The organism is Pseudomonas sp. P4795 (assembly GCF_048822895.1).
Taxonomy (GTDB): Bacteria; Pseudomonadota; Gammaproteobacteria; order Pseudomonadales; family Pseudomonadaceae; genus Aquipseudomonas.
Map to the genome: position 1 here is coordinate 231,043 of NZ_JBMFBT010000003.1, position 16,931 is coordinate 247,973.

16 protein-coding genes are annotated in these 16,931 nt (G+C 59.3%); 8 read left to right on the forward strand and 8 right to left on the reverse strand.

All coding sequences use genetic code 11. The annotated features are described in order from the left end of the window. Window positions 1–7: 7 nt before the first annotated feature. A complete protein-coding gene (gene folM, locus ACOI8A_RS09655; RefSeq protein ID WP_420647660.1) occupies window positions 8–718 on the reverse strand; it encodes a dihydromonapterin reductase in 711 nt (236 codons plus the stop codon). Window positions 719–790: 72 nt separating this feature from the next. After that, complete coding sequence (locus ACOI8A_RS09660; RefSeq protein WP_420647661.1) at window positions 791–1,360, reverse strand: antibiotic biosynthesis monooxygenase; 570 nt, start codon at window positions 1,358–1,360, stop codon at window positions 791–793. 212 nt (window positions 1,361–1,572) lie between these two features. Here ACOI8A_RS09660 and ACOI8A_RS09665 point away from each other — a divergent pair, with 212 nt between their 5' ends. Continuing rightward, window positions 1,573–2,532, forward strand: a complete 960-nt coding sequence (locus ACOI8A_RS09665; protein WP_420651461.1) for a MerR family transcriptional regulator — start codon at window positions 1,573–1,575, stop codon at window positions 2,530–2,532. Window positions 2,533–2,535: 3 nt separating this feature from the next. Here ACOI8A_RS09665 and ACOI8A_RS09670 read toward each other — a convergent pair whose 3' ends face one another. Together ACOI8A_RS09670 and ACOI8A_RS09675 are read right to left on the reverse strand one after the other, a co-directional pair. Further along, window positions 2,536–3,141 carry a hypothetical protein gene (locus ACOI8A_RS09670; protein WP_420647662.1) on the reverse strand — a complete coding sequence of 202 codons (606 nt, stop codon included), beginning with the start codon at window positions 3,139–3,141 and terminating at the stop codon, window positions 2,536–2,538. A 54-nt stretch (window positions 3,142–3,195) separates the two neighbouring features. After that, window positions 3,196–3,672 carry a PAS domain-containing protein gene (locus tag ACOI8A_RS09675; protein WP_420647814.1) on the reverse strand — a complete coding sequence of 159 codons (477 nt, stop codon included), beginning with the start codon at window positions 3,670–3,672 and terminating at the stop codon, window positions 3,196–3,198. Window positions 3,673–3,825: 153 nt separating this feature from the next. Between ACOI8A_RS09675 and ACOI8A_RS09680 the strand changes: the two genes are divergently transcribed. The 4 genes from ACOI8A_RS09680 (at window position 3,826) to ACOI8A_RS09695 (ending at window position 7,162) form a co-directional block, all read left to right on the forward strand. Next, a complete protein-coding gene (locus ACOI8A_RS09680; RefSeq protein ID WP_420647663.1) occupies window positions 3,826–4,281 on the forward strand; it encodes a flavodoxin in 456 nt (151 codons plus the stop codon). Between the two features lie 164 nt (window positions 4,282–4,445). Next, window positions 4,446–5,228 carry a class II aldolase/adducin family protein gene (locus ACOI8A_RS09685; protein WP_420647664.1) on the forward strand — a complete coding sequence of 261 codons (783 nt, stop codon included), beginning with the start codon at window positions 4,446–4,448 and terminating at the stop codon, window positions 5,226–5,228. Beyond that, the gene (locus ACOI8A_RS09690) at window positions 5,228–6,130 is read left to right on the forward strand and encodes an alpha/beta fold hydrolase (protein ID WP_420647665.1); all 903 of its coding nucleotides are present in this window, start codon (window positions 5,228–5,230) and stop codon (window positions 6,128–6,130) included. The genes ACOI8A_RS09685 and ACOI8A_RS09690 overlap by 1 nt, the downstream gene beginning before the upstream one ends. Before the next feature lie 120 nt (window positions 6,131–6,250). Further along, entirely contained in the window at window positions 6,251–7,162 is a 912-nt protein-coding gene (locus ACOI8A_RS09695; protein WP_420647666.1) for an SDR family oxidoreductase, read from the forward strand. 44 nt (window positions 7,163–7,206) lie between these two features. On the opposite strand, the gene ACOI8A_RS09700 is transcribed toward ACOI8A_RS09695, so the two are convergent. Genes ACOI8A_RS09700 through ACOI8A_RS09710 form a run of 3 tightly spaced genes read right to left on the reverse strand, consistent with a single transcriptional unit; the run spans window position 7,207 to window position 9,523 of the window. Continuing rightward, window positions 7,207–7,467 (reverse strand): hypothetical protein, encoded by a 261-nt coding sequence (locus ACOI8A_RS09700; RefSeq protein WP_420647667.1) that lies wholly within the window; start codon window positions 7,465–7,467, stop codon window positions 7,207–7,209. After that, window positions 7,464–8,423: an S-type pyocin domain-containing protein gene (locus ACOI8A_RS09705; RefSeq protein ID WP_420647668.1), complete on the reverse strand. Its 960-nt coding sequence runs from the start codon at window positions 8,421–8,423 to the stop codon at window positions 7,464–7,466. Before ACOI8A_RS09705 ends, ACOI8A_RS09700 begins: the two co-directional genes overlap by 4 nt. Beyond that, entirely contained in the window at window positions 8,423–9,523 is a 1,101-nt protein-coding gene (locus ACOI8A_RS09710) for a hypothetical protein (RefSeq protein ID WP_420647669.1), read from the reverse strand. The genes ACOI8A_RS09705 and ACOI8A_RS09710 overlap by 1 nt, the downstream gene beginning before the upstream one ends. Before the next feature lie 613 nt (window positions 9,524–10,136). Between ACOI8A_RS09710 and ACOI8A_RS09715 the strand changes: the two genes are divergently transcribed. The 3 genes from ACOI8A_RS09715 (at window position 10,137) to ACOI8A_RS09725 (ending at window position 16,016) form a co-directional block, all read left to right on the forward strand. Then, the gene (locus ACOI8A_RS09715) at window positions 10,137–11,930 is read left to right on the forward strand and encodes a DUF1302 domain-containing protein (protein WP_420647670.1); all 1,794 of its coding nucleotides are present in this window, start codon (window positions 10,137–10,139) and stop codon (window positions 11,928–11,930) included. A 23-nt stretch (window positions 11,931–11,953) separates the two neighbouring features. Further along, complete coding sequence (locus ACOI8A_RS09720; protein ID WP_420647671.1) at window positions 11,954–13,321, forward strand: DUF1329 domain-containing protein; 1,368 nt, start codon at window positions 11,954–11,956, stop codon at window positions 13,319–13,321. 139 nt (window positions 13,322–13,460) lie between these two features. Then, window positions 13,461–16,016, forward strand: a complete 2,556-nt coding sequence (locus ACOI8A_RS09725; protein WP_420647672.1) for a LuxR C-terminal-related transcriptional regulator — start codon at window positions 13,461–13,463, stop codon at window positions 16,014–16,016. A 14-nt stretch (window positions 16,017–16,030) separates the two neighbouring features. On the opposite strand, the gene ACOI8A_RS09730 is transcribed toward ACOI8A_RS09725, so the two are convergent. Further along, window positions 16,031–16,828 (reverse strand): IclR family transcriptional regulator, encoded by a 798-nt coding sequence (locus ACOI8A_RS09730; protein ID WP_420647673.1) that lies wholly within the window; start codon window positions 16,826–16,828, stop codon window positions 16,031–16,033. Between the last annotated feature and the right edge of the window lie 103 nt (window positions 16,829–16,931).

Genomic DNA, 16,931 nt, shown 5'->3' on the forward strand with positions numbered 1-16,931 from the left:
GGCCGTATTATTTAACGTGCCGTCCGCCGTTGACGGTCAGGGTCGTACCCGTCACATAAGGGTTGTCGAGCAGATAGCGCAGGCTCTGATAGATCACTTCGCTGCCGGGCTCAATGCCCAGCGCGGACTTGGCCAGCGCCTTGGCGCGGTACGCCGCGTCGTCGTCGGGATTGAACAATAGCAGGGCCGGCGCGATGCTGTTGACCTTGATGGCTGGTGCATAACGCGCGGCGAAGGACAGGGTCAGGCTGTCGAGCCCGGCCTTGCTTGCGCAATAACCGATGTGTTTGCTGCTGCCCTTGCGAGTCACGTCGTCGCTGATATGGATGATGTCAGCGGGGCTGGAACGCTTGAGCAGATCGGCGCAGTGCAGGTTGATCAGATACGGCGCGAGCATGTGAATGTTGTACATGCGCGTGAAAGCTTCGGCTTCGCTGCCCTCAGTCTCCGCCAGCCATTCCGAGGCGTTGTGCACGACGCCTCGGAGGGTGTCGGTGTGGGTTTTCAGTGATTCGATAAACGCCAGGATCCCGCTTTCACTGGAGAAGTCCGCGTGCAGGCCGATGGCGCCCAGATCGCGCAGAGTCTGTACGCCCTGTCGTTCAGTGCGGTACGTGAAAATGACCTGATGACCGTCTTCGAGCAAGCGCTGCGCACAATGCAGGCCGACGCGCTGGCCGGCACCGGTGATCAGAATGGGGGCTGCGGGAGTGGTCATGAACGGCTCGCGTCTCTGCGTGAGCAAAAACTATAACAGCGACGCGAGCGGTAAGCCTATCGCCGGGCGGCTTCAGCGGTTTAGCGTGGATGGCTCGACGGGCAGTCGGCGCACCGGCGTGCTGTTCAGCCAACTGGCGAGCATCCGGGTCGACAATGGAATAAACAGGTAAACCATCAACGGCGTCAGACACAGCGTGCTGATGAATACCCGCGGCAGCAGGCTCATATCCGCGAGCAACGGGCCGAGCACGAAGTTGAACAGTAACGACACCGGAAAGAACGCCAGCCAGATCGCCACGGCCTGTTTCCAGCGCGGTGGCCGCGTGCCCGCAGCACCAAACCAGCCCTCGATGCCGCTGACCCGATGTTCCTTGGGATGCTCGAACAGTTCGCTGCCACGCGCCAGCCACGCAGTACGCGACACCGAGTGCTCCCAGGCATGCAGGGTCGGTTCGTCGGCGAAGCGGAAAATGATCTGGAATTCGTTATCGCCGGGCGGCGGAGCCAGCACGCCGGAGCCGAGATAACCGGGAAAATCAGTGGCCAGCTGTTCGCCTTCGCGCAACCAGCTCATCAGATCCAGATAGCGACCGTCGGCGACACGGCGCGCAACCATCAACGTGACGGGGGAACTAGACATTGTGTATCTCCGTATTACAAGTGCGTCACTCCGGGTAGGAGTTTCGCCAGACGCAGCACCGGGATAGAGGGCTGCGTTTTTCGACAAGCAAGGATTATTCCTGATTTTCGTGATTAGACCAGCGACTTTCGTCGCATTTAACGGCTTGAACCGTCACCGGGCATCAGGGTTAGAATGGGATCCAAATTTGCCAACAAGGACGTGCACGCAAGATGGCTGTCATTACCGAGGATAATCCTGCTGCGCTGGCATCCGGCACGTTCGAAAGCACAGACCTGTTTCCCATCCGCGAAGTAGCCCGCCTGACCGGCGTCAATCCGGTGACATTGCGCGCCTGGGAGCGCCGTTATGGTCTGATTCAGCCAACGCGCACCGAAAGTGGGCATCGGCTGTATTCAATGACCGATATCGAGCGTGTGCGTAGCATCGTTGATTGGATCGACCGCGGCGTGGCGGTGAGCAAGGTCGGCAAAATCCTCGCCAAGACCGAGCCGTTAAAGGTGCTGGCGCACATCATCCCCGACGATCTGGTGCAGTCCGATTACCGGCAATGGCAGGAGCAGGTCCAGCGTGCAGTCAGTTCTTTCGACGACCAGGCGCTGGATCAGGTCTACGGTCAGATCTTCTCTTCCTATTCGCTGCCAGTGGTGTTCCAGGACATCCTGATGCCGCTGTGGCTGCAATTGCTGCAACGTCAGGACTCGTTCGGCCAGACCAGTGAGTGGCTGTTTTACGACGGGTTTCTGCGGGCGCGAGTGTTGCAGCGTATTGTCACGCTGCGTGGCAACCAGCCGCGCAGAGTGATCGTCAGCGCCTTGGCCGGCCAGTGTCGGGAGCTTGAACTGCTGGTCGCTGCGTTGTTTCTGAGCGGCAATGATGCGGGGGTTCGCGTGTTGACCACCGGCCAGCCGTTCGATGAACTCACCCTGGTTTGCGACAAGGTCAAACCCCAGGCGCTGGTGCTGTTTTCCAATCACGCGCCGACCGCGGAGCTGCCCCGACGGCTAAATCGTCTGGCCATGGGCCTTGATTGTCAGTTGCTGCTGGCAGGTGATGCGGCAGATCTGGCGCAGGAAAACCTGGCGGGATCATCGATTGGATGTCTGGGCAATGAAGGCGCAAGCATGCGTCAGCGCATGACGCAATTTCTCGCCGGTACGCTGGATACTTGAATCTCAGGTGTGCAGGGCAGGGTGGGTCAGGCGGTGTTGTTGCAGGATGAACTGGCGCAGGCGTTCGATCTCATCGGTGTCGGTCTGGCTCAGGTCATAGGCGTAAAAGCCGTTCTCGGTTTCACGCTCGAAAGTCCCGCGCAGGGAAATTCGCTCATAACCTGAAGGGCTGAACCACAGGGCAAAATGCTTCGCCGCTTTGGTCTTGTTGCGGACTTCCACCAGTACGCCTTTATGCGAAACCTCGTGCACCCACAACGTGCCGGGCTGACCCTTGGCATTTTCCAGGGCCACCGGCTCGTCCAGCAGCAGCCGCCAAGGTCGCACCATCGGCCCGTCTTCGAAGATGCTCGGCACACCCAGGCGCAAATGCAGCGCATGGAATTCGTCTTCCACCAAGTGCAGCGGGAAGGTCATCTGTTGGTTTTCGAAGCTGGCCTGGATGGTGACTTGCTCATGGGCCGCGAGGCGGGTGAGCAAATCACGGATCTGCGATCCGCCGTTAACCAGCAGGCTCGACGTCGCATCCCGCACGTTCAGTTGCGGGTTGTGTTGCATGGTCTGGATGAAATCCAGCTCATCCTGGGTCAGGAGTGCGTCGCGTTGCATGGCCAACTCGAAAGAAATAGTTACAAAGTCATTGGTGATTGTAGTTAATGACAATTAGTTCGCAGTTTTGTTTGCGCCGTTCGTCGTTTTCAGTGCCGCAAGTTCCGTCTGGAGCGCGGCGACCTGAGCTTCGAGCTGCGCAACGCGCTGCTGAGCCTTGACCTGAACGGTGACATCTTTCTGCACGCCGACGAAATAGGTATTGCCGTCGTCCGCGTTTTTTACCATCGAAAGCGACAACTCGTTCCAGAAGGGTGTTCCGTCCTTGCGGTAGTTGCGCAAAATCTCGCGGCAGGCGCCGCCGTTTTTCAGGACTTCGCGCAAGACTTTCAGCCCTGGCTGATCTCGATCACCGGCCTGCAGAAACCGGCAGTCCTGATAGAGGATTTCCTCACTGCTGTAGCCGGTGAGGCGCTCGAAGGCCGGGTTCACATAGATCAGAATGGTGTCCTGGTCGCCTTCCTTCTCGGCCACTACGATTCCGTCGTTCGACGCGTCCACCACCATTTGCAGCAAAGTCGCATTAATCATCATTGAATCCATTCAAGGGTATCGACGGCTGGCATTCTAGAAGATCAACCGGCGCTGTCTACTGGCCATTAGCACTGATTGAGAGCCAATCGCAGCTTTGCACACGCGACTGTTACTATCGGCGCTCTTTTTTTCAGTTTCAGGATCAGATTGATGAAAGTCGCCATCCTCTCCGGCTCGGTCTACGGCACGGCCGAAGAAGTCGCTCGCCATGCCCAAAACCTGTTGCAAGCCGCCGGTTTTGAAACCTTCTACAACTCGCGCGCGAGCCTTGCCGATTTGCAGGCGTTTGGCCCGCAAGCGGTCCTCGCCGTGACCTCGACCACTGGCATGGGCGAACTGCCCGATAACCTGCAACCGCTGTACTCGACCATCCGCGATCAATTGCCCGCTGCATGGCGCGGTCTGCCCGGCGCAGTGATCGGCCTCGGCGACGCCAGCTACGGCGACACCTTTTGCGGTGGCGGTGAGCAGATACGTGAACTGTTCGCCGAGCTGGGTGTGCGCGAAGTGCTGGACATGCTGCGCCTCGACGCCAGCGAAAGCGTGACCCCGGAAACCGATGCCGAGCCATGGCTGGAACAGTTGATCGAAGCGCTCAAAGCCTGAGCCGTGCGGCTTTCTTGGCGTCGGCGCGTTGACATGGATCCAGGCTGTTTGCGTAGCTGACTCGTTCAGTCATCAAGCTGGCTGCCAATGCAACTACGCTGAACCTTGGGTCTGACTAGACTGCTGACACGTGTAAAAACAATAAGAACGCAGAGGTGCATACAGTGAGCGTAGCCCCCGTCCAGTCGTCGCTTAATGTCAAAGACCAAGTCAGCGCCGCCGAGTGGCAGACCCGTGTGGATCTCACTGCCTGTTATCGTCTGGTCGCGCAGCACGGCTGGGACGATCTGATCTTCACCCATATTTCCGCGAAGGTGCCCGGCACCGAAGACTTCCTGATCAACCCGTTCGGGCTGATGTTTCATGAGATCACCGCATCGAGCCTGGTCAAGGTCGATCAGGCCGGCAACAAGCTCATGGACAGCCCCTACGAAATCAACCCCGCCGGTTACACCATCCACAGTGCCGTGCATGAAGTACGACATGATGTGGCCTGCGTGCTGCACACTCACACCGCATCGGGTGTCGCAGTCTCGGCGCAGAAACAAGGTGTACTGCCGATCAGTCAGCAGTCGCTGTTCGTGCTCTCCAGCCTCGGTTATCACGCCTACGAAGGTGTGGCGCTGAATCACGAAGAAAAGGCGCGGTTGCAGGCCGATCTCGGTGAAAGCAATTTCCTGATGCTGCACAACCACGGTCTGCTGACCTGTGGCGGCACCATCGCTGACACGTTTCTGATGATGTTCACCTTCCAGCGCGCCTGCGACATTCAGGTCATGGCGCAGACTGGCGGCGCTGAACTGATCGCCATCGAACCGCAGATTCTGGCCGGTGCCAAAGCGATGATCGCCGGCGTGACCAAGAGTGCTCAAGGCATGGGGGGCGCGCTGGCCTGGCCGGCGTTGCTGCGCAAACTCGATCAACAAGACGCGGGTTATAAACTCTAATGCCTCTCGCCGAGATCCCCCTGAGTGTCTGGCGCAAGCGCGGCCAGACGTTTGTCTTCGGCGGTCAGTCGATCCGTTACTGGAGCGCCGGGCAGGGTGAGCCGTTGCTGCTGATCCATGGTTTTCCGACCGCCAGTTGGGATTGGCATTATCTGTGGCAGCCGTTGGCGCAGCGCTATCGGGTCATCGCCTGCGACATGCTCGGTTTCGGCGACTCGGCCAAACCGCTGAACCACGCCTACAGCCTGCTCGAACAGGCGGACCTGCAACAGGCATTGCTCGCGCATTTGCAGATCGAAGAGTCGGTGCACATTCTGGCTCACGACTATGGCGACAGCGTCGCCCAGGAACTGCTCGCCCGGCATTACGAAGGACTGATCGAAGTCGCCAGTTGTGTGTTCCTCAACGGCGGCTTGTTCCCGGAAACCCACCGGCCATTGTTGGCGCAAAAACTGTTGCTTAGCCCGTTGGGCTGGATGATCGGCCGGGCCTTTACTCGCGATGCGCTGGTGAAAAGTTTCCGCCAGATATTCGGCCCGAACACTCGGCCGAGTGAAAGCGAAATGGATGATTTCTGGAGCCTGGTCGAGAGCAATCGCGGGCCGCGGATCATGCACAAGCTGATCGGCTATATTCCCGAACGCCGGGTGCAGCGTGATCGCTGGGTCGCGGCGATGCAGCGGGGCGACGTGCCGTTGCGCGTGATTGATGGCGAAGTCGATCCGATCTCCGGTGCGCACATGGTCGAGCGCTATCGCGAGCTGATTGCCGATGCAGATATCGTGTTGCTGCCGGGAATCGGCCACTATCCGCAAACCGAGGCCCCGGTGCAGGTGCTCAGGCATTACCTGGAGTTCCGCGATCAACTGGTGTTGCCGCCGCGCCGAGTGGCTTGCTCCTGACTGATCATCATCCCTGCGCCTTATCGCGCACCATTCAGCCTTTGCCGTATTCGTTGTGACCCAAAGCATCGTGCCTGACACTCCGGAGCACTGTCCCTCAGGCCTGCTGGAGTTACCCCGATGAATGAGTCTGTACGTTTCGAAGATAAAGTCGTGATCGTCACCGGCGCTGGCGGCGGTCTGGGCCGGGCCCACGCATTGTTGTTCGCCAAACAGGGCGCCAAAGTGCTGGTCAATGACCTCGGTGGTTCGACCCAGGGCGAAGGCGCCAATGCTTCGGCTGCCGATCGGGTCGTTGCAGAGATTCGCGAAGCTGGCGGCATCGCTGAAGCCAACCACGACTCGGTCACCGACGGCGACAAACTCGTACAGAACGCGCTGGACGTTTTCGGCCGTGTCGATGTGGTGGTCAACAACGCCGGAATCTTGCGCGACAAGAGCTTCCACAAGATGGATGACGCGGACTGGGATCTGGTCTACCGCGTTCACGTCGAAGGCGCCTACAAAGTTACCCGCGCCGCGTGGCCGCACATGCGCGAGCAAAATTATGGCCGGGTGATCTTCACGGCTTCCACTTCAGGCATCTACGGCAACTTCGGCCAGTCAAACTACGGCATGGCCAAGCTGGGTCTGTACGGCCTGACCCGTACGCTGGCCATCGAAGGTCGCAAGAACAACATCCTGGTCAACGCCATCGCCCCCACTGGCGGTACACGCATGACCGAAGGCCTGATCCCCCCGCAAGTCTTCGAGCAACTGAAACCGGAACTGGTCAGCCCGCTGGTGGTGTATCTGGCCAGCGAAAACTGCCAGGAAACCTCGGGCCTGTTCGAAGTCGGCGGCGGCTGGATGGGCAAAGTGCGCTGGGAGCGCAGCCTCGGCGCCGGGTTCGACCCACGTGTCGGTTTCAGCCCGGAAGATGTCGCGGCGCACTGGCAGCAAATTTGTGATTTCGAGGGCGCGGCGCATCCGAAAGACAACATTGAAGCGCTGAAGGAAATGATGGCGAATTTGCAGAAGTATTCGTTATAGGTGCGCACGGCCACCAAACGCGGGTTTGGTGGCCGATTGGCCGATCAGGAATATTTGTTTTCGAGCATGAACGATGGAGGCGTCCAGTTCGGTCCTTTAACCGCCAGACCACTCTCACCGATAGCCAGTACGCGTGCGGCGAATAGTCGAGAGTAAGCGTTTTCCAACGTACCGTAGCCTTTGAGCAAGTCCGGGTTATAGCGCCTGATCATCATGTCCAGGAGCGGATTGGGCTTGGTCAATGCGAACACAGCAACGATGTCATCCAGAGATTCGTTTTTGACAATCTGTTCAACCGCGCTCATTTCCACATCTCCTTCAACAGTTGCTGATAATCGCGTTCGTCCTGTTCTGCTTCGGCGGCCAGTGCTTCCGGTGTGTAAAGCAGCGAAGCATCATCCGCCAGTTGAAAGTCTTCCAATGTTGCTGTGTGCACGTTGTTCCACACTGGTGAGTCCGGATCAGGTCGCTCGGTATCTCCGTACCCCAAGGCTCTGAATCTTTCGAACTCCCTCAGCTCATGAGTGTAGAAGCGCTTATCTGTATCCGTCGCTTCAAGCTCGCCACGAACAATTCTTTCAAGGCGATTGATCATTACTTTATTGGCGGCTGATGCCGAGAACTTGGAAATATGCAGTTTCACGATATTTTCCCCTTCTGATGTAGCCAGAGCTGTAGTCCAATTCAGGTTCAGAGTCGGGCCACCCGTTTCATTCGGGTTGAATGCTCGGCCGCTGTGTTCGCCGTCTTCACTCCCTCCTTCATAAGTACCGCTGATTACCACATAAAGCGGCGCAATCCCCGAATCCTCCGGAAAGACAATAATGAATCTGCTCCATTCCTCCTCTAAGCGCGGATGCAGGTCCAGCCTCCCTTCGATGGGCATGATCGGGGCGCCGGTGTAGGCGGGATCGGTTGTGTCGGCAATTGGCAGTTCAGTGGTGCTGCTCCTGGGTGTAAGGGCCGGCGTCCAGGTCAGAATGTCGCTTGACGAGTCGGGCAGGACTGTCCTGTAAACCTCTTTCAGCGAGTCATACATCGCGTGCAATACAGGGACATTGGAGCGAACGTGGAAATCGTCGGCGGTGACGACGAATACCTCGGCGCCTGCGCCCATGCGTCTCGTCCCCAGCCCTACAGGCATCTCCAGCGTGCCCTGCCGATCGGCGATCTCGCGCAATGTTTGCGGTGTGGCGGCTGAGAGTTCGGACAGCGCAACGCTGACGGTAAAGCGATCGCCATTGCCCAAGCGCGAAGGCATCAGCAGCGCCGCGAAACCGACCAGCACTGGCGCAAGCAGCGATGTGCCCAACGCGGTGACGCCGAGCACAATGCGCTGAGGATCGCAGCCGATGTCGCCGGACTCAGGCGAATAGTGCTCGAAGCCAGGGAGAAGACCGGGCCTGAGACCGCGGCGGTGGCCGACGCGGGATAAACATTGTGGATATCCGCCGGCTGCTTCTTTTGCTGTTCCTGCGCGTTGCGTTCGGCTTCGGCTTCGCGTTGCTGCTCAGCCAGAACTTCCAGACGAGCCTGTTCGGCAGCGACCTGCCGTGCCGCGGCTTCGGCGGCAATCCTTGTCTGTTCGGCTGCCAGGCGCTGCGCTTGGGCCAATGCCGCAAGACGTGCCTGTTCGCGAGCCTGAATGTCCCACTGCTCTTGCTGCCGGCGGGCCGCCTCAGCCAGGTCTCGCTGGCGTTGTTGTTCGGCGGCGATTCGAGCCCGCTCAGCCGCCTGACGCGCAGCTTCGGCAGCCTGTGCCTGCGCGTGGTCATTGGCTTGGACCGCAGCGAGCCAGTTGTGCACGTTGACCTGTTGTTGATGCAAGACTGCGAGCGTTTGCGTCAGCAGTCGGGCTTCCAGCGCTGCCCGATAGGATTGTTTCCAGAGGCTCATTGCCGGACCGTCCGGCTTCAGGCGCTTGTCCAGAGCATTGGCGCGAGAAAGGAATTGATCAGCCGATTTGTTGGTGGGGTCGCTTCCGTAAAAGCCGAGTGATAGCTGTGTCTGGTGTTGCAGTTCTGCGCTCTTGCGCTGAATGAGTTTGTTGCGCACTGCGAGTTCGCGAGTTATCGCTGCTGCGGGTGGCAGGGGCTGAGTCGACTCTTCCAGACGTGTTGCCGCCAGTTCGACTTCAATCACTTGAGGGATTTGCGCAGTCTTGGTTTGAAACTCACGCTCCTGAGGAATGATGAAGGTTTGCATGATGGGTTGATAACGAGCCGGGTTGCGCGGCGTGCCGAAGGTGCCGTTAAAGCGATAGTGATCGATAGCGCCGCTATTTACCGGGTTCAAGTGCGGGGGTATTACGCCCTTTGTATGAACGGGTTCGGTCAACTCGAAAGAGGGTGGCCTTTGCATATTCATATCCTTTTGAATGTGCGTTGTTTGTGCACTTTAGTTGTGCAGAGTCAGGTGTTCGATACCAGTCAAAGTTACAGCGGAATCGACAGGGAAGCGTCCGAGATGGCCGTGGGTTGAAGCTGGCGAGAAAGAGTGAAGTTTCTCTGTTCGTGGAGTTGTTTCGGAATGTTCTTACGCGAAATCGGGAATTTCCTGCGCCGGCAAAAAAAACGTTGTAGGTATGCGTGATTTTTTCAGGAAAAAGTTCAGAGACTAAAACGCGCACATAAAAAAGGCCGCTGCAGACGCAGCGGCCAAAATAAGACGTTGGATCAAGGAGCTACAAATCAACGTCAGTGAACACCGGGTGAGAATAAGCGTATGAGTCTGAAGGAAAAACCCCAAATGCGGACATGCACTGTTACGGGGCATGTAACAGTGCGCGCATTGATTATTCATCATCCGCCGCACTGATCATGATTCATCCAGCCGATTCATGGACGGCGCAACGCCCCGTTTCGAGCGGGCATTCATCCTTTCGAGCGACAACGCGAATACCTCCTTGGTGCGCTTATCGTCCCCGGCGCGGGGCAGTAGGGTGAGGTCTTCTGTCACTCACCGGGGAAGACGCATGACAAAAACAACAATGCGCGCCATCTTCACACCGCAGGCGCTGGCCGCCGCGGTAGCTTTGGGTTGCTGCGCCCAGGCGCATGCGGTCGCTTTCAACATTGGCGAAATCGAAGGCACCTTCGATTCGTCGCTGTCGGTCGGCGCGAGTTGGGGCATGCGCGATGCCGACAAGTCTCTGGTGGGCACGGTCAATGGCGGTACCGGGCAATCCTCGACCGGTGATGACGGGCGTCTGAACTTCAAGAAGGGCGAAACCTTCTCCAAGATCTTCAAAGGCATCCACGACCTCGAACTGAAGTACGGCGACACCGGTGTGTTCGTGCGTGGCAAGTATTGGTATGACTTCGAACTCAAGGACGAGGACCGAGAGTTCAAGCAGATCAGCGATCAGGGCCGCAAGGAAGGCGCCAAATCTTCCGGCGCGCAGATTCTCGATGCGTTCGTCTATCACAATTATTCCATCGCCGACCTGCCCGGTACCGTGCGCGCCGGCAAACAAGTGGTGAGCTGGGGCGAAAGTACCTTCATCGGCAACTCGATCAACAGCATCAACCCGATCGACGTCTCGGCGTTCCGCCGGCCCGGTGCCGAAATCAAGGAAGGTCTGATTCCGGTGAACATGCTGTTCGCCTCCCAAGGCCTGACCGATCAACTGACCGTCGAAGGTTTCTACCAACTGGAATGGGATCAGACCGTTCTCGACAACTGCGGGACGTTCTTTGGCGGCGATGTGGCGGCGGACGGCTGCAACAGCGGTTACACCGTCGGTAACCCTGCGATTGCGCCGCTGGTGCCGTTGACCACGGCCTTCGGTCAAGGCATTCAGGTGACTCGCGAAGGCGTGGTGATCCCGCGCGGCGGCGACCGCGATGCGCGGGATTCCGGGCAGTGGGGCACGGCGTTGCGCTGGCTCGGCGATGACACCGAATATGGCCTGTACTTCATGAACTACCACAGCCGCACGCCGACTGTCGGCACCACCACCGCCGGCCTGTCGACACTGGCAGCGTTGCCGGCGATGGTCGGGATTGCCAACGGCCTGGCGCCCGGCAGCGGCTCGGGCCTGGCACAGAGCGTGATGCTCGGACGCGGCCAGTACTACCTCGAATACCCGGAAGACATTCGTCTCTACGGCGCCAGTTTCTCCACCACATTGCCCACCGGCACCGCGTGGACCGGCGAGATCAGCTACCGCCCCAACGCGCCCGTGCAGCTCAGCACCAACGACCTGACCCTGTCGCTGCTCAACCCGATTGCCGGCGGCGCTGCCTCGCCAATCGCCACCACTCCGGGGGCGGACAACAAGGGCTATCGGCGCAAGGAAGTTACGCAGATCCAGAGCACCCTCACGCACTTCTTTGATCAGGTACTCGGCGCTCAGCGTCTGACGCTGGTCGGTGAAGCGGCGGTGGTGCGCGTTGGCGGTCTGGAGTCGCGCAACAAGCTGCGTTACGGCCGGGATTCGGTGTACGGCCAATACGGCTTCGGCGGCGATACCGACGGTTTTGTCACCTCGACTTCGTGGGGCTATCGCGGCCGCGCCATCCTCGACTACGCCAACGTGATCGGCGGGATCAACCTCAAACCCAACCTGTCCTGGTCGCATGACGTCGCCGGTTATGGCCCCAACGGTTTGTTCAACGAAGGCGCCAAGGCAATCAGCGTCGGGGTCGATGCCGATTACCGCAACACCTACACCGCGAGCCTCAGTTACACCGACTTTTTCGGTGGCGATTACAACGTCCTCGAAGATCGTGACTTCGTGGCCCTGAGCTTCGGCGTGAACTTCTGATCTGCCCGAGAAGGATGAAAGCAATGCGCAAATTGATTCTGCAATACGGCGTGCTGGCCCTGAGTCTGCTGGCCGCCAATGTGATGGCGGCGGTGTCGCCGGATGAAGCCAGCAAACTTGGCACCAGCCTCACTCAGCTGGGCGCCGAGAAGGCCGGCAACGCCGACGGTTCGATTCCGGCGTGGACCGGCGGCATCGCGAGAAACGCCGCAGCGGTGGACAGTAAAGGCTTCCTCGGCGACCCGTTCGCCAGCGAAAAACCGTTGTTCACCATCACCGCTGCCAATGTCGACAAGTACAAAAACAAGCTGTCCGAAGGTCAGGTGGCGATGTTCAAACGCTATCCAGAGACCTACAAGATTCCGGTTTACACCACCCATCGAACCGTGGCCGCGCCGGCGGAAATCTACGAATCGGCCAAGCGCAGTGCGCTCAATGTCACGACGATCAACGACGGCAACGGCCTGGCCAATTTCACTGGCAATCGCTACTACGCTTTTCCGATTCCGAAGAACGGCGTCGAGGTGTTGTGGAACCACATCACCCGTTACCACGGCGGCAACGTCAAACGCATCATCACGCAAGTCACCCCGCAGACCAATGGCAGCTACACGCCGATCCGTTTCGAAGAAGAGATTGCTGTGCCGCAACTGATGAAGGATATCGATGCGGAAAAAGCCGCCAACGTGCTGACCTTTTTCAAGCAGTCGGTAACCGCGCCGGCGCGGCTGGCGGGCAACGTGCTGCTGGTGCATGAAACCCTCGATCAGGTGAAAGAACCGCGTCTGGCGTGGATCTACAACGCCGGCCAGCGCCGGGTGCGTCGCGCGCCGCAAGTGGCCTATGACGGGCCGGGCACCGCCGCCGATGGTCTGCGCACTTCGGACAACTTCGACATGTTCTCCGGTGCGCCGGATCGCTACGACTGGAAGTTGATCGGCAAGAAGGAAATGTACATTCCCTACAACAGCTACAAGCTCGATTCGCCGAAGCTCAAGTACGACGACATCGTCAAGGCCGGGCATATCAATCAGGATCTGACTCGTTATGAACTGCACCGCGTCTGGGAAGTAGTCGGTACGGTCAAACCGAACGAACGGCACATCTACGCCAAGCGCCACATGTATATCGATGAAGACAGCTGGCAGGTGGCTCTGGCCGATCATTACGACGGTCGCGGGCAACTCTGGCGCGTCGCAGAAGGTCATGCCCAGTATTACTACGATCAGCAGGCGCAGGCCTACACCCTTGAGGCTCTGTACGACATTATCGCCGGCCGCTACATCGCGCTGGGGATGAAAAACGAAGAGAAGCACAGCTACGAATTCGGTTTCGAAGCCAAGTCTGCCGACTACACCCCGTCGGCCCTGCGCGCCGAAGGCGTTCGGTAAGTTTTGCGATACATACGCAAGGCAGAAGGCGACCGCTAGGTCGCCTTTTTTATGGGCGTCAATCAGCGCGCTGAATACTCGTCAACAAGCGTCCGGCAGAGGACTAGGGTTAGCGCACAACGATAAAAAGGCGCACCCGATGACCGCCATGCAGCCTACTCCGGATCGTCCGGGTTTTTTCCCCAGACTCTCCCCGCATCATTTGCGGCGTGCGCGTTTGAGCACCGCGCTGCTTGAGTCGTCAGCGCGGGTCAAGCTGATTTGCGCCCCGCCGGGCAGCGGTAAAACCGCGCTATTAACCGAGTGCCTGTTGCAGGCACCCCCGGATTGCACGGTGCACTGGATGCCTCTGGCTGGTGCGACAATCAGCGCCAGTGAATTCTCTCGGCAGTTGGCATCTGTGCTGGGTCTGCCCGAGACGGATGAAGCTGGACTGATCGCATCACTGGCGCGCTGGGCGGTGCCAACCTGGTTGTTCCTCGATGATTTTTGTCGCCTGCCAGATGCGCCAGTGGATGCCTTGCTGGATCGCTTGCTGGCGGTCAGTAGTCCGGCACTGACCTGGTGGCTAGGCTCGCGTCGGCGCCCGCAATGCAATTGGCCGCGGTTGCTGCTCGACGATGAGTTGTACGAGTGCGAAGGGGCGGCGCTGGCGCTTACCCGAAGCGAGATCATCCAGGTGCTGCAGCATTTGCCGGCAGAGCAGGCCGACAGCGTGGCGGCGCGGATCATGCAGCGCACGGATGGCTGGTGTGCGGGGGTGCGCATGGCCCTGCTGCAAAAGTGCGACTGGTCGCAAAAAAGCCTGCCGCAACAGCGCGTGGATACGTTGCTCGATTATCTGCATCACGAATTGTTCAGCTCGCTTACGCCTGAACTGGCGGAGGCCTGGCGGGTGCTGGCGCACTTGCCGCGTTTCAATGCCGGGTTATGCGATCACCTGTTCGGCGCCTCGGAGGGCGCGCAATTGCTGCGTACGCTGCAAGCACTTGGCTGTTTCATCGAACCGTGGCGAGACTCGACCGAGTGGCTGCAGATTTTCCCGCCGCTGTCGCGCTTGATGCGCGAAGAGCAGTGGCCAACAGGACGTTCCTGGCATCGCCGGGCGTGTCAGTGGTTTTCTGCTGAGCAGGACTGGAAATCGGCATTCGAACAGGCGCTGCTGGCCGAAGAGTACGAAATGGCGATCAGTCTGTTGCAGCATTTCAGTTTTGAGCAGTTGTTCGAGGAACACACCGTCGTGCTCCTGTTGCGACTGCATGAACAACAGGGCGAAGCGCTGATGCTTGGCTCGCCGCAACTGATCGGCCTGGTGACCGCCGCACTGTTGTTTGCCGGACGATTTGAGCAGGCCGGCATCTGGATCGAGCATTTTGCGCGGTTTCTGCCGCAGCCATCGGCCACCCTTCAACAACAGTTGATTGCCCGCTGGCAGACCCAGCAGGGCTGGTTATTGCATTTGCAGGGCCGCATGCAGTCGGCCGGTGAACATTTTCTGCAAGCCCTGACGGTACTCGCAGCGGATGCCTGGCCCGCACGGTTGCTGTGTCTGTCGGGACAGACCCAGCAGGCGTTGCTTCGCGGTGAGTTGGAACAGGCGCTGGCAATCAATCGCGAAGCCTTGTGCCTGGCTCGCGCCCAGGGCTCCTTGCTGTTCGAGGGCTTGCTGGAACTCGATCATGCGCAATTGCTCGAACAGCGCGGAACACCCGGGCGGGCCGAAGCGTTGTTGGCGAACATCCACGAGCTGCTGTGCCAGCAGGCCGATCCACCGACGCCGTTGCTCGGCCGTATCGCCCTGCGACGCGGACGTCTGGCGTTGACGATGGGCCAGCAGGAACGCGCGGCTGAATTTTTTCAGTCCGGGCTCGACGACTGTCTGCGCAGCCACGATAAGCGCGTGCTGTACGGCTACCTCGGACAGGCGCAACTCGCCGCCAACCGCAGCGATTTTGCCTTGGCTTTCGTGCGGTTGCGCGATGCCGAACGACTGATGCAGCAGCGGCAGATTCCGGACACGGTCTACCGGGGCGTGCTGTTACAGGTCAGCAGTCATTTCTGGTTGCAACAAGGTCGCGCCGGGCTGGCGTGCGAAGCATTGCGACGGGTGCTCAAGCATTATCAGAAGCCCGACGCTCGACAGGCGCCTCCGGCGACACTGGATTTGATTGCCCGACTCGAGTATTTGCTGATTCTCGGCAGCGTTCGCGGCGAAATGTCTGCGAATGAAGGCCTGAGAATGCTTCATTCGCTGATGGAAAAAGCGCAGGCCAGCGGCATGCAGGCGCTGGCCACCGAACTGCAACTGGCCTGCGCCGAAGTGCTCTGGCTCGATGGCCGCAAACAACAGGCGCTGGAGACCCTGAATGAGGGCTGTCGTCGCGCCGAACGTGTGCAGGCGCCGCAACTCTTGCACGAGTTGGGCCTGCGCCAGCCGCGACTGATGGAGGCGGCAAGGCAATCGCCGGGTGTAGAGGATGTTATCGCAACGCCCCAGGTGCATTCGCTCAGTCAACGCGAACTGCAAGTGCTGCGGCTGATCGCCGGCGGCAACTCCAATCAGCAGATTGCCGATACCTTGTTCATCTCGTTGCATACCGTGAAGACCCATGCCCGACGCATTCACGGCAAGCTGGGGGTCGAGCGTCGCACACAAGCTGTGGCGAGAGCCAAGTCGCTCGGCCTGTGTGGATGATCAACCGCTGGCGATCAGTTCTGCTCCTCGCTTGCAGGTTGATAACCCATCCGCCAGCTCACGGCCTGCGTCGCAGCCAATAACCGCTGCGCCGCCGGGCCGTTTTCGTCGGCATGAAACAGCGAAGTCGGGCCAACGATGGTCAACACCGCAGCCACCTGACCGACCGCGTTGAACACTGGCGCCGACAAGGCATCCACCCCCGGCATCAGCAAACCGTGCACATGATGCAGACCGCGTTCGCGGATCTGTTCGCACAAGTTTATGTAGACCTGTTCGTCGGCCAGCGGATGCGCGCCCACGGCGACTTCCCGTTCACGTAGTTCATCGGTTTCCCGATGCGGCAGAAAAGCGCTGAACACCAGACCGGTCGATGAACTGAGCAGCGGCAGCACCGACCCCAGTTGCGTAACGACAGTGACCGCGCGCACCGCCGGTTCGATGTGCACCACGGTCGCACCTTGATTGCCCCACACCGCGAGGAAGCAGGTCTCGTTGAGTTCGTCGCGCAATTCGGACAGGGGCAGGGCGGCGACTTTCAGCACGTCCATACTGTTGAGTGCGGCCAGGCCCACGCGCAAAGCTTCACGACCCAGACCGTAATGGTTGGTAGCGGCGTTCTGTTCGGCGAAACCGCTGGCGATCAACGCCTGTAGATAGCGATGCACTTTGCTCGCGGGCATCTGCACGTGTTCGGCCAGACGCGACAGCGAAGTCGAGGGCGACAACTCGGCCAAAGCCTTGAGGATGTCGGTGCCGACTTCGGCCGAGCGCACTTTCTGTTTGCCGTTGCTGTCGCTGGTTTTTTCCATGGTGCTGGCGTGTCCCGGAACGAATGGGCGTCTTTATAGCTTGACGCTGGATAGCGAGCAAATTACGTTATGCGTAATCGAATTACGATAAAAATAACCCCGG

Excerpts from the sequence above, each read along its gene's own strand:
- folM (WP_420647660.1), bottom strand. The coding sequence starts at position 718 with ATGACCACTCCCGCAGCCCCCATTCTGATCACCGGTGCCGGCCAGCGC.
- ACOI8A_RS09660 (WP_420647661.1), bottom strand. The coding sequence starts at position 1,360 with ATGTCTAGTTCCCCCGTCACGTTGATGGTTGCGCGCCGTGTCGCCGAC.
- ACOI8A_RS09665 (WP_420651461.1), top strand. The coding sequence starts at position 1,573 with ATGGCTGTCATTACCGAGGATAATCCTGCTGCGCTGGCATCCGGCACG.
- ACOI8A_RS09670 (WP_420647662.1), bottom strand. The coding sequence starts at position 3,141 with ATGCAACGCGACGCACTCCTGACCCAGGATGAGCTGGATTTCATCCAG.
- ACOI8A_RS09675 (WP_420647814.1), bottom strand. The coding sequence starts at position 3,672 with ATGATTAATGCGACTTTGCTGCAAATGGTGGTGGACGCGTCGAACGAC.
- ACOI8A_RS09680 (WP_420647663.1), top strand. The coding sequence starts at position 3,826 with ATGAAAGTCGCCATCCTCTCCGGCTCGGTCTACGGCACGGCCGAAGAA.
- ACOI8A_RS09690 (WP_420647665.1), top strand. The coding sequence starts at position 5,228 with ATGCCTCTCGCCGAGATCCCCCTGAGTGTCTGGCGCAAGCGCGGCCAG.
- ACOI8A_RS09695 (WP_420647666.1), top strand. The coding sequence starts at position 6,251 with ATGAATGAGTCTGTACGTTTCGAAGATAAAGTCGTGATCGTCACCGGC.
- ACOI8A_RS09700 (WP_420647667.1), bottom strand. The coding sequence starts at position 7,467 with ATGAGCGCGGTTGAACAGATTGTCAAAAACGAATCTCTGGATGACATC.
- ACOI8A_RS09705 (WP_420647668.1), bottom strand. The coding sequence starts at position 8,423 with ATGCCTTCGCGCTTGGGCAATGGCGATCGCTTTACCGTCAGCGTTGCG.
- ACOI8A_RS09710 (WP_420647669.1), bottom strand. The coding sequence starts at position 9,523 with ATGCAAAGGCCACCCTCTTTCGAGTTGACCGAACCCGTTCATACAAAG.
- ACOI8A_RS09715 (WP_420647670.1), top strand. The coding sequence starts at position 10,137 with ATGACAAAAACAACAATGCGCGCCATCTTCACACCGCAGGCGCTGGCC.
- ACOI8A_RS09720 (WP_420647671.1), top strand. The coding sequence starts at position 11,954 with ATGCGCAAATTGATTCTGCAATACGGCGTGCTGGCCCTGAGTCTGCTG.
- ACOI8A_RS09725 (WP_420647672.1), top strand. The coding sequence starts at position 13,461 with ATGACCGCCATGCAGCCTACTCCGGATCGTCCGGGTTTTTTCCCCAGA.
- ACOI8A_RS09730 (WP_420647673.1), bottom strand. The coding sequence starts at position 16,828 with ATGGAAAAAACCAGCGACAGCAACGGCAAACAGAAAGTGCGCTCGGCC.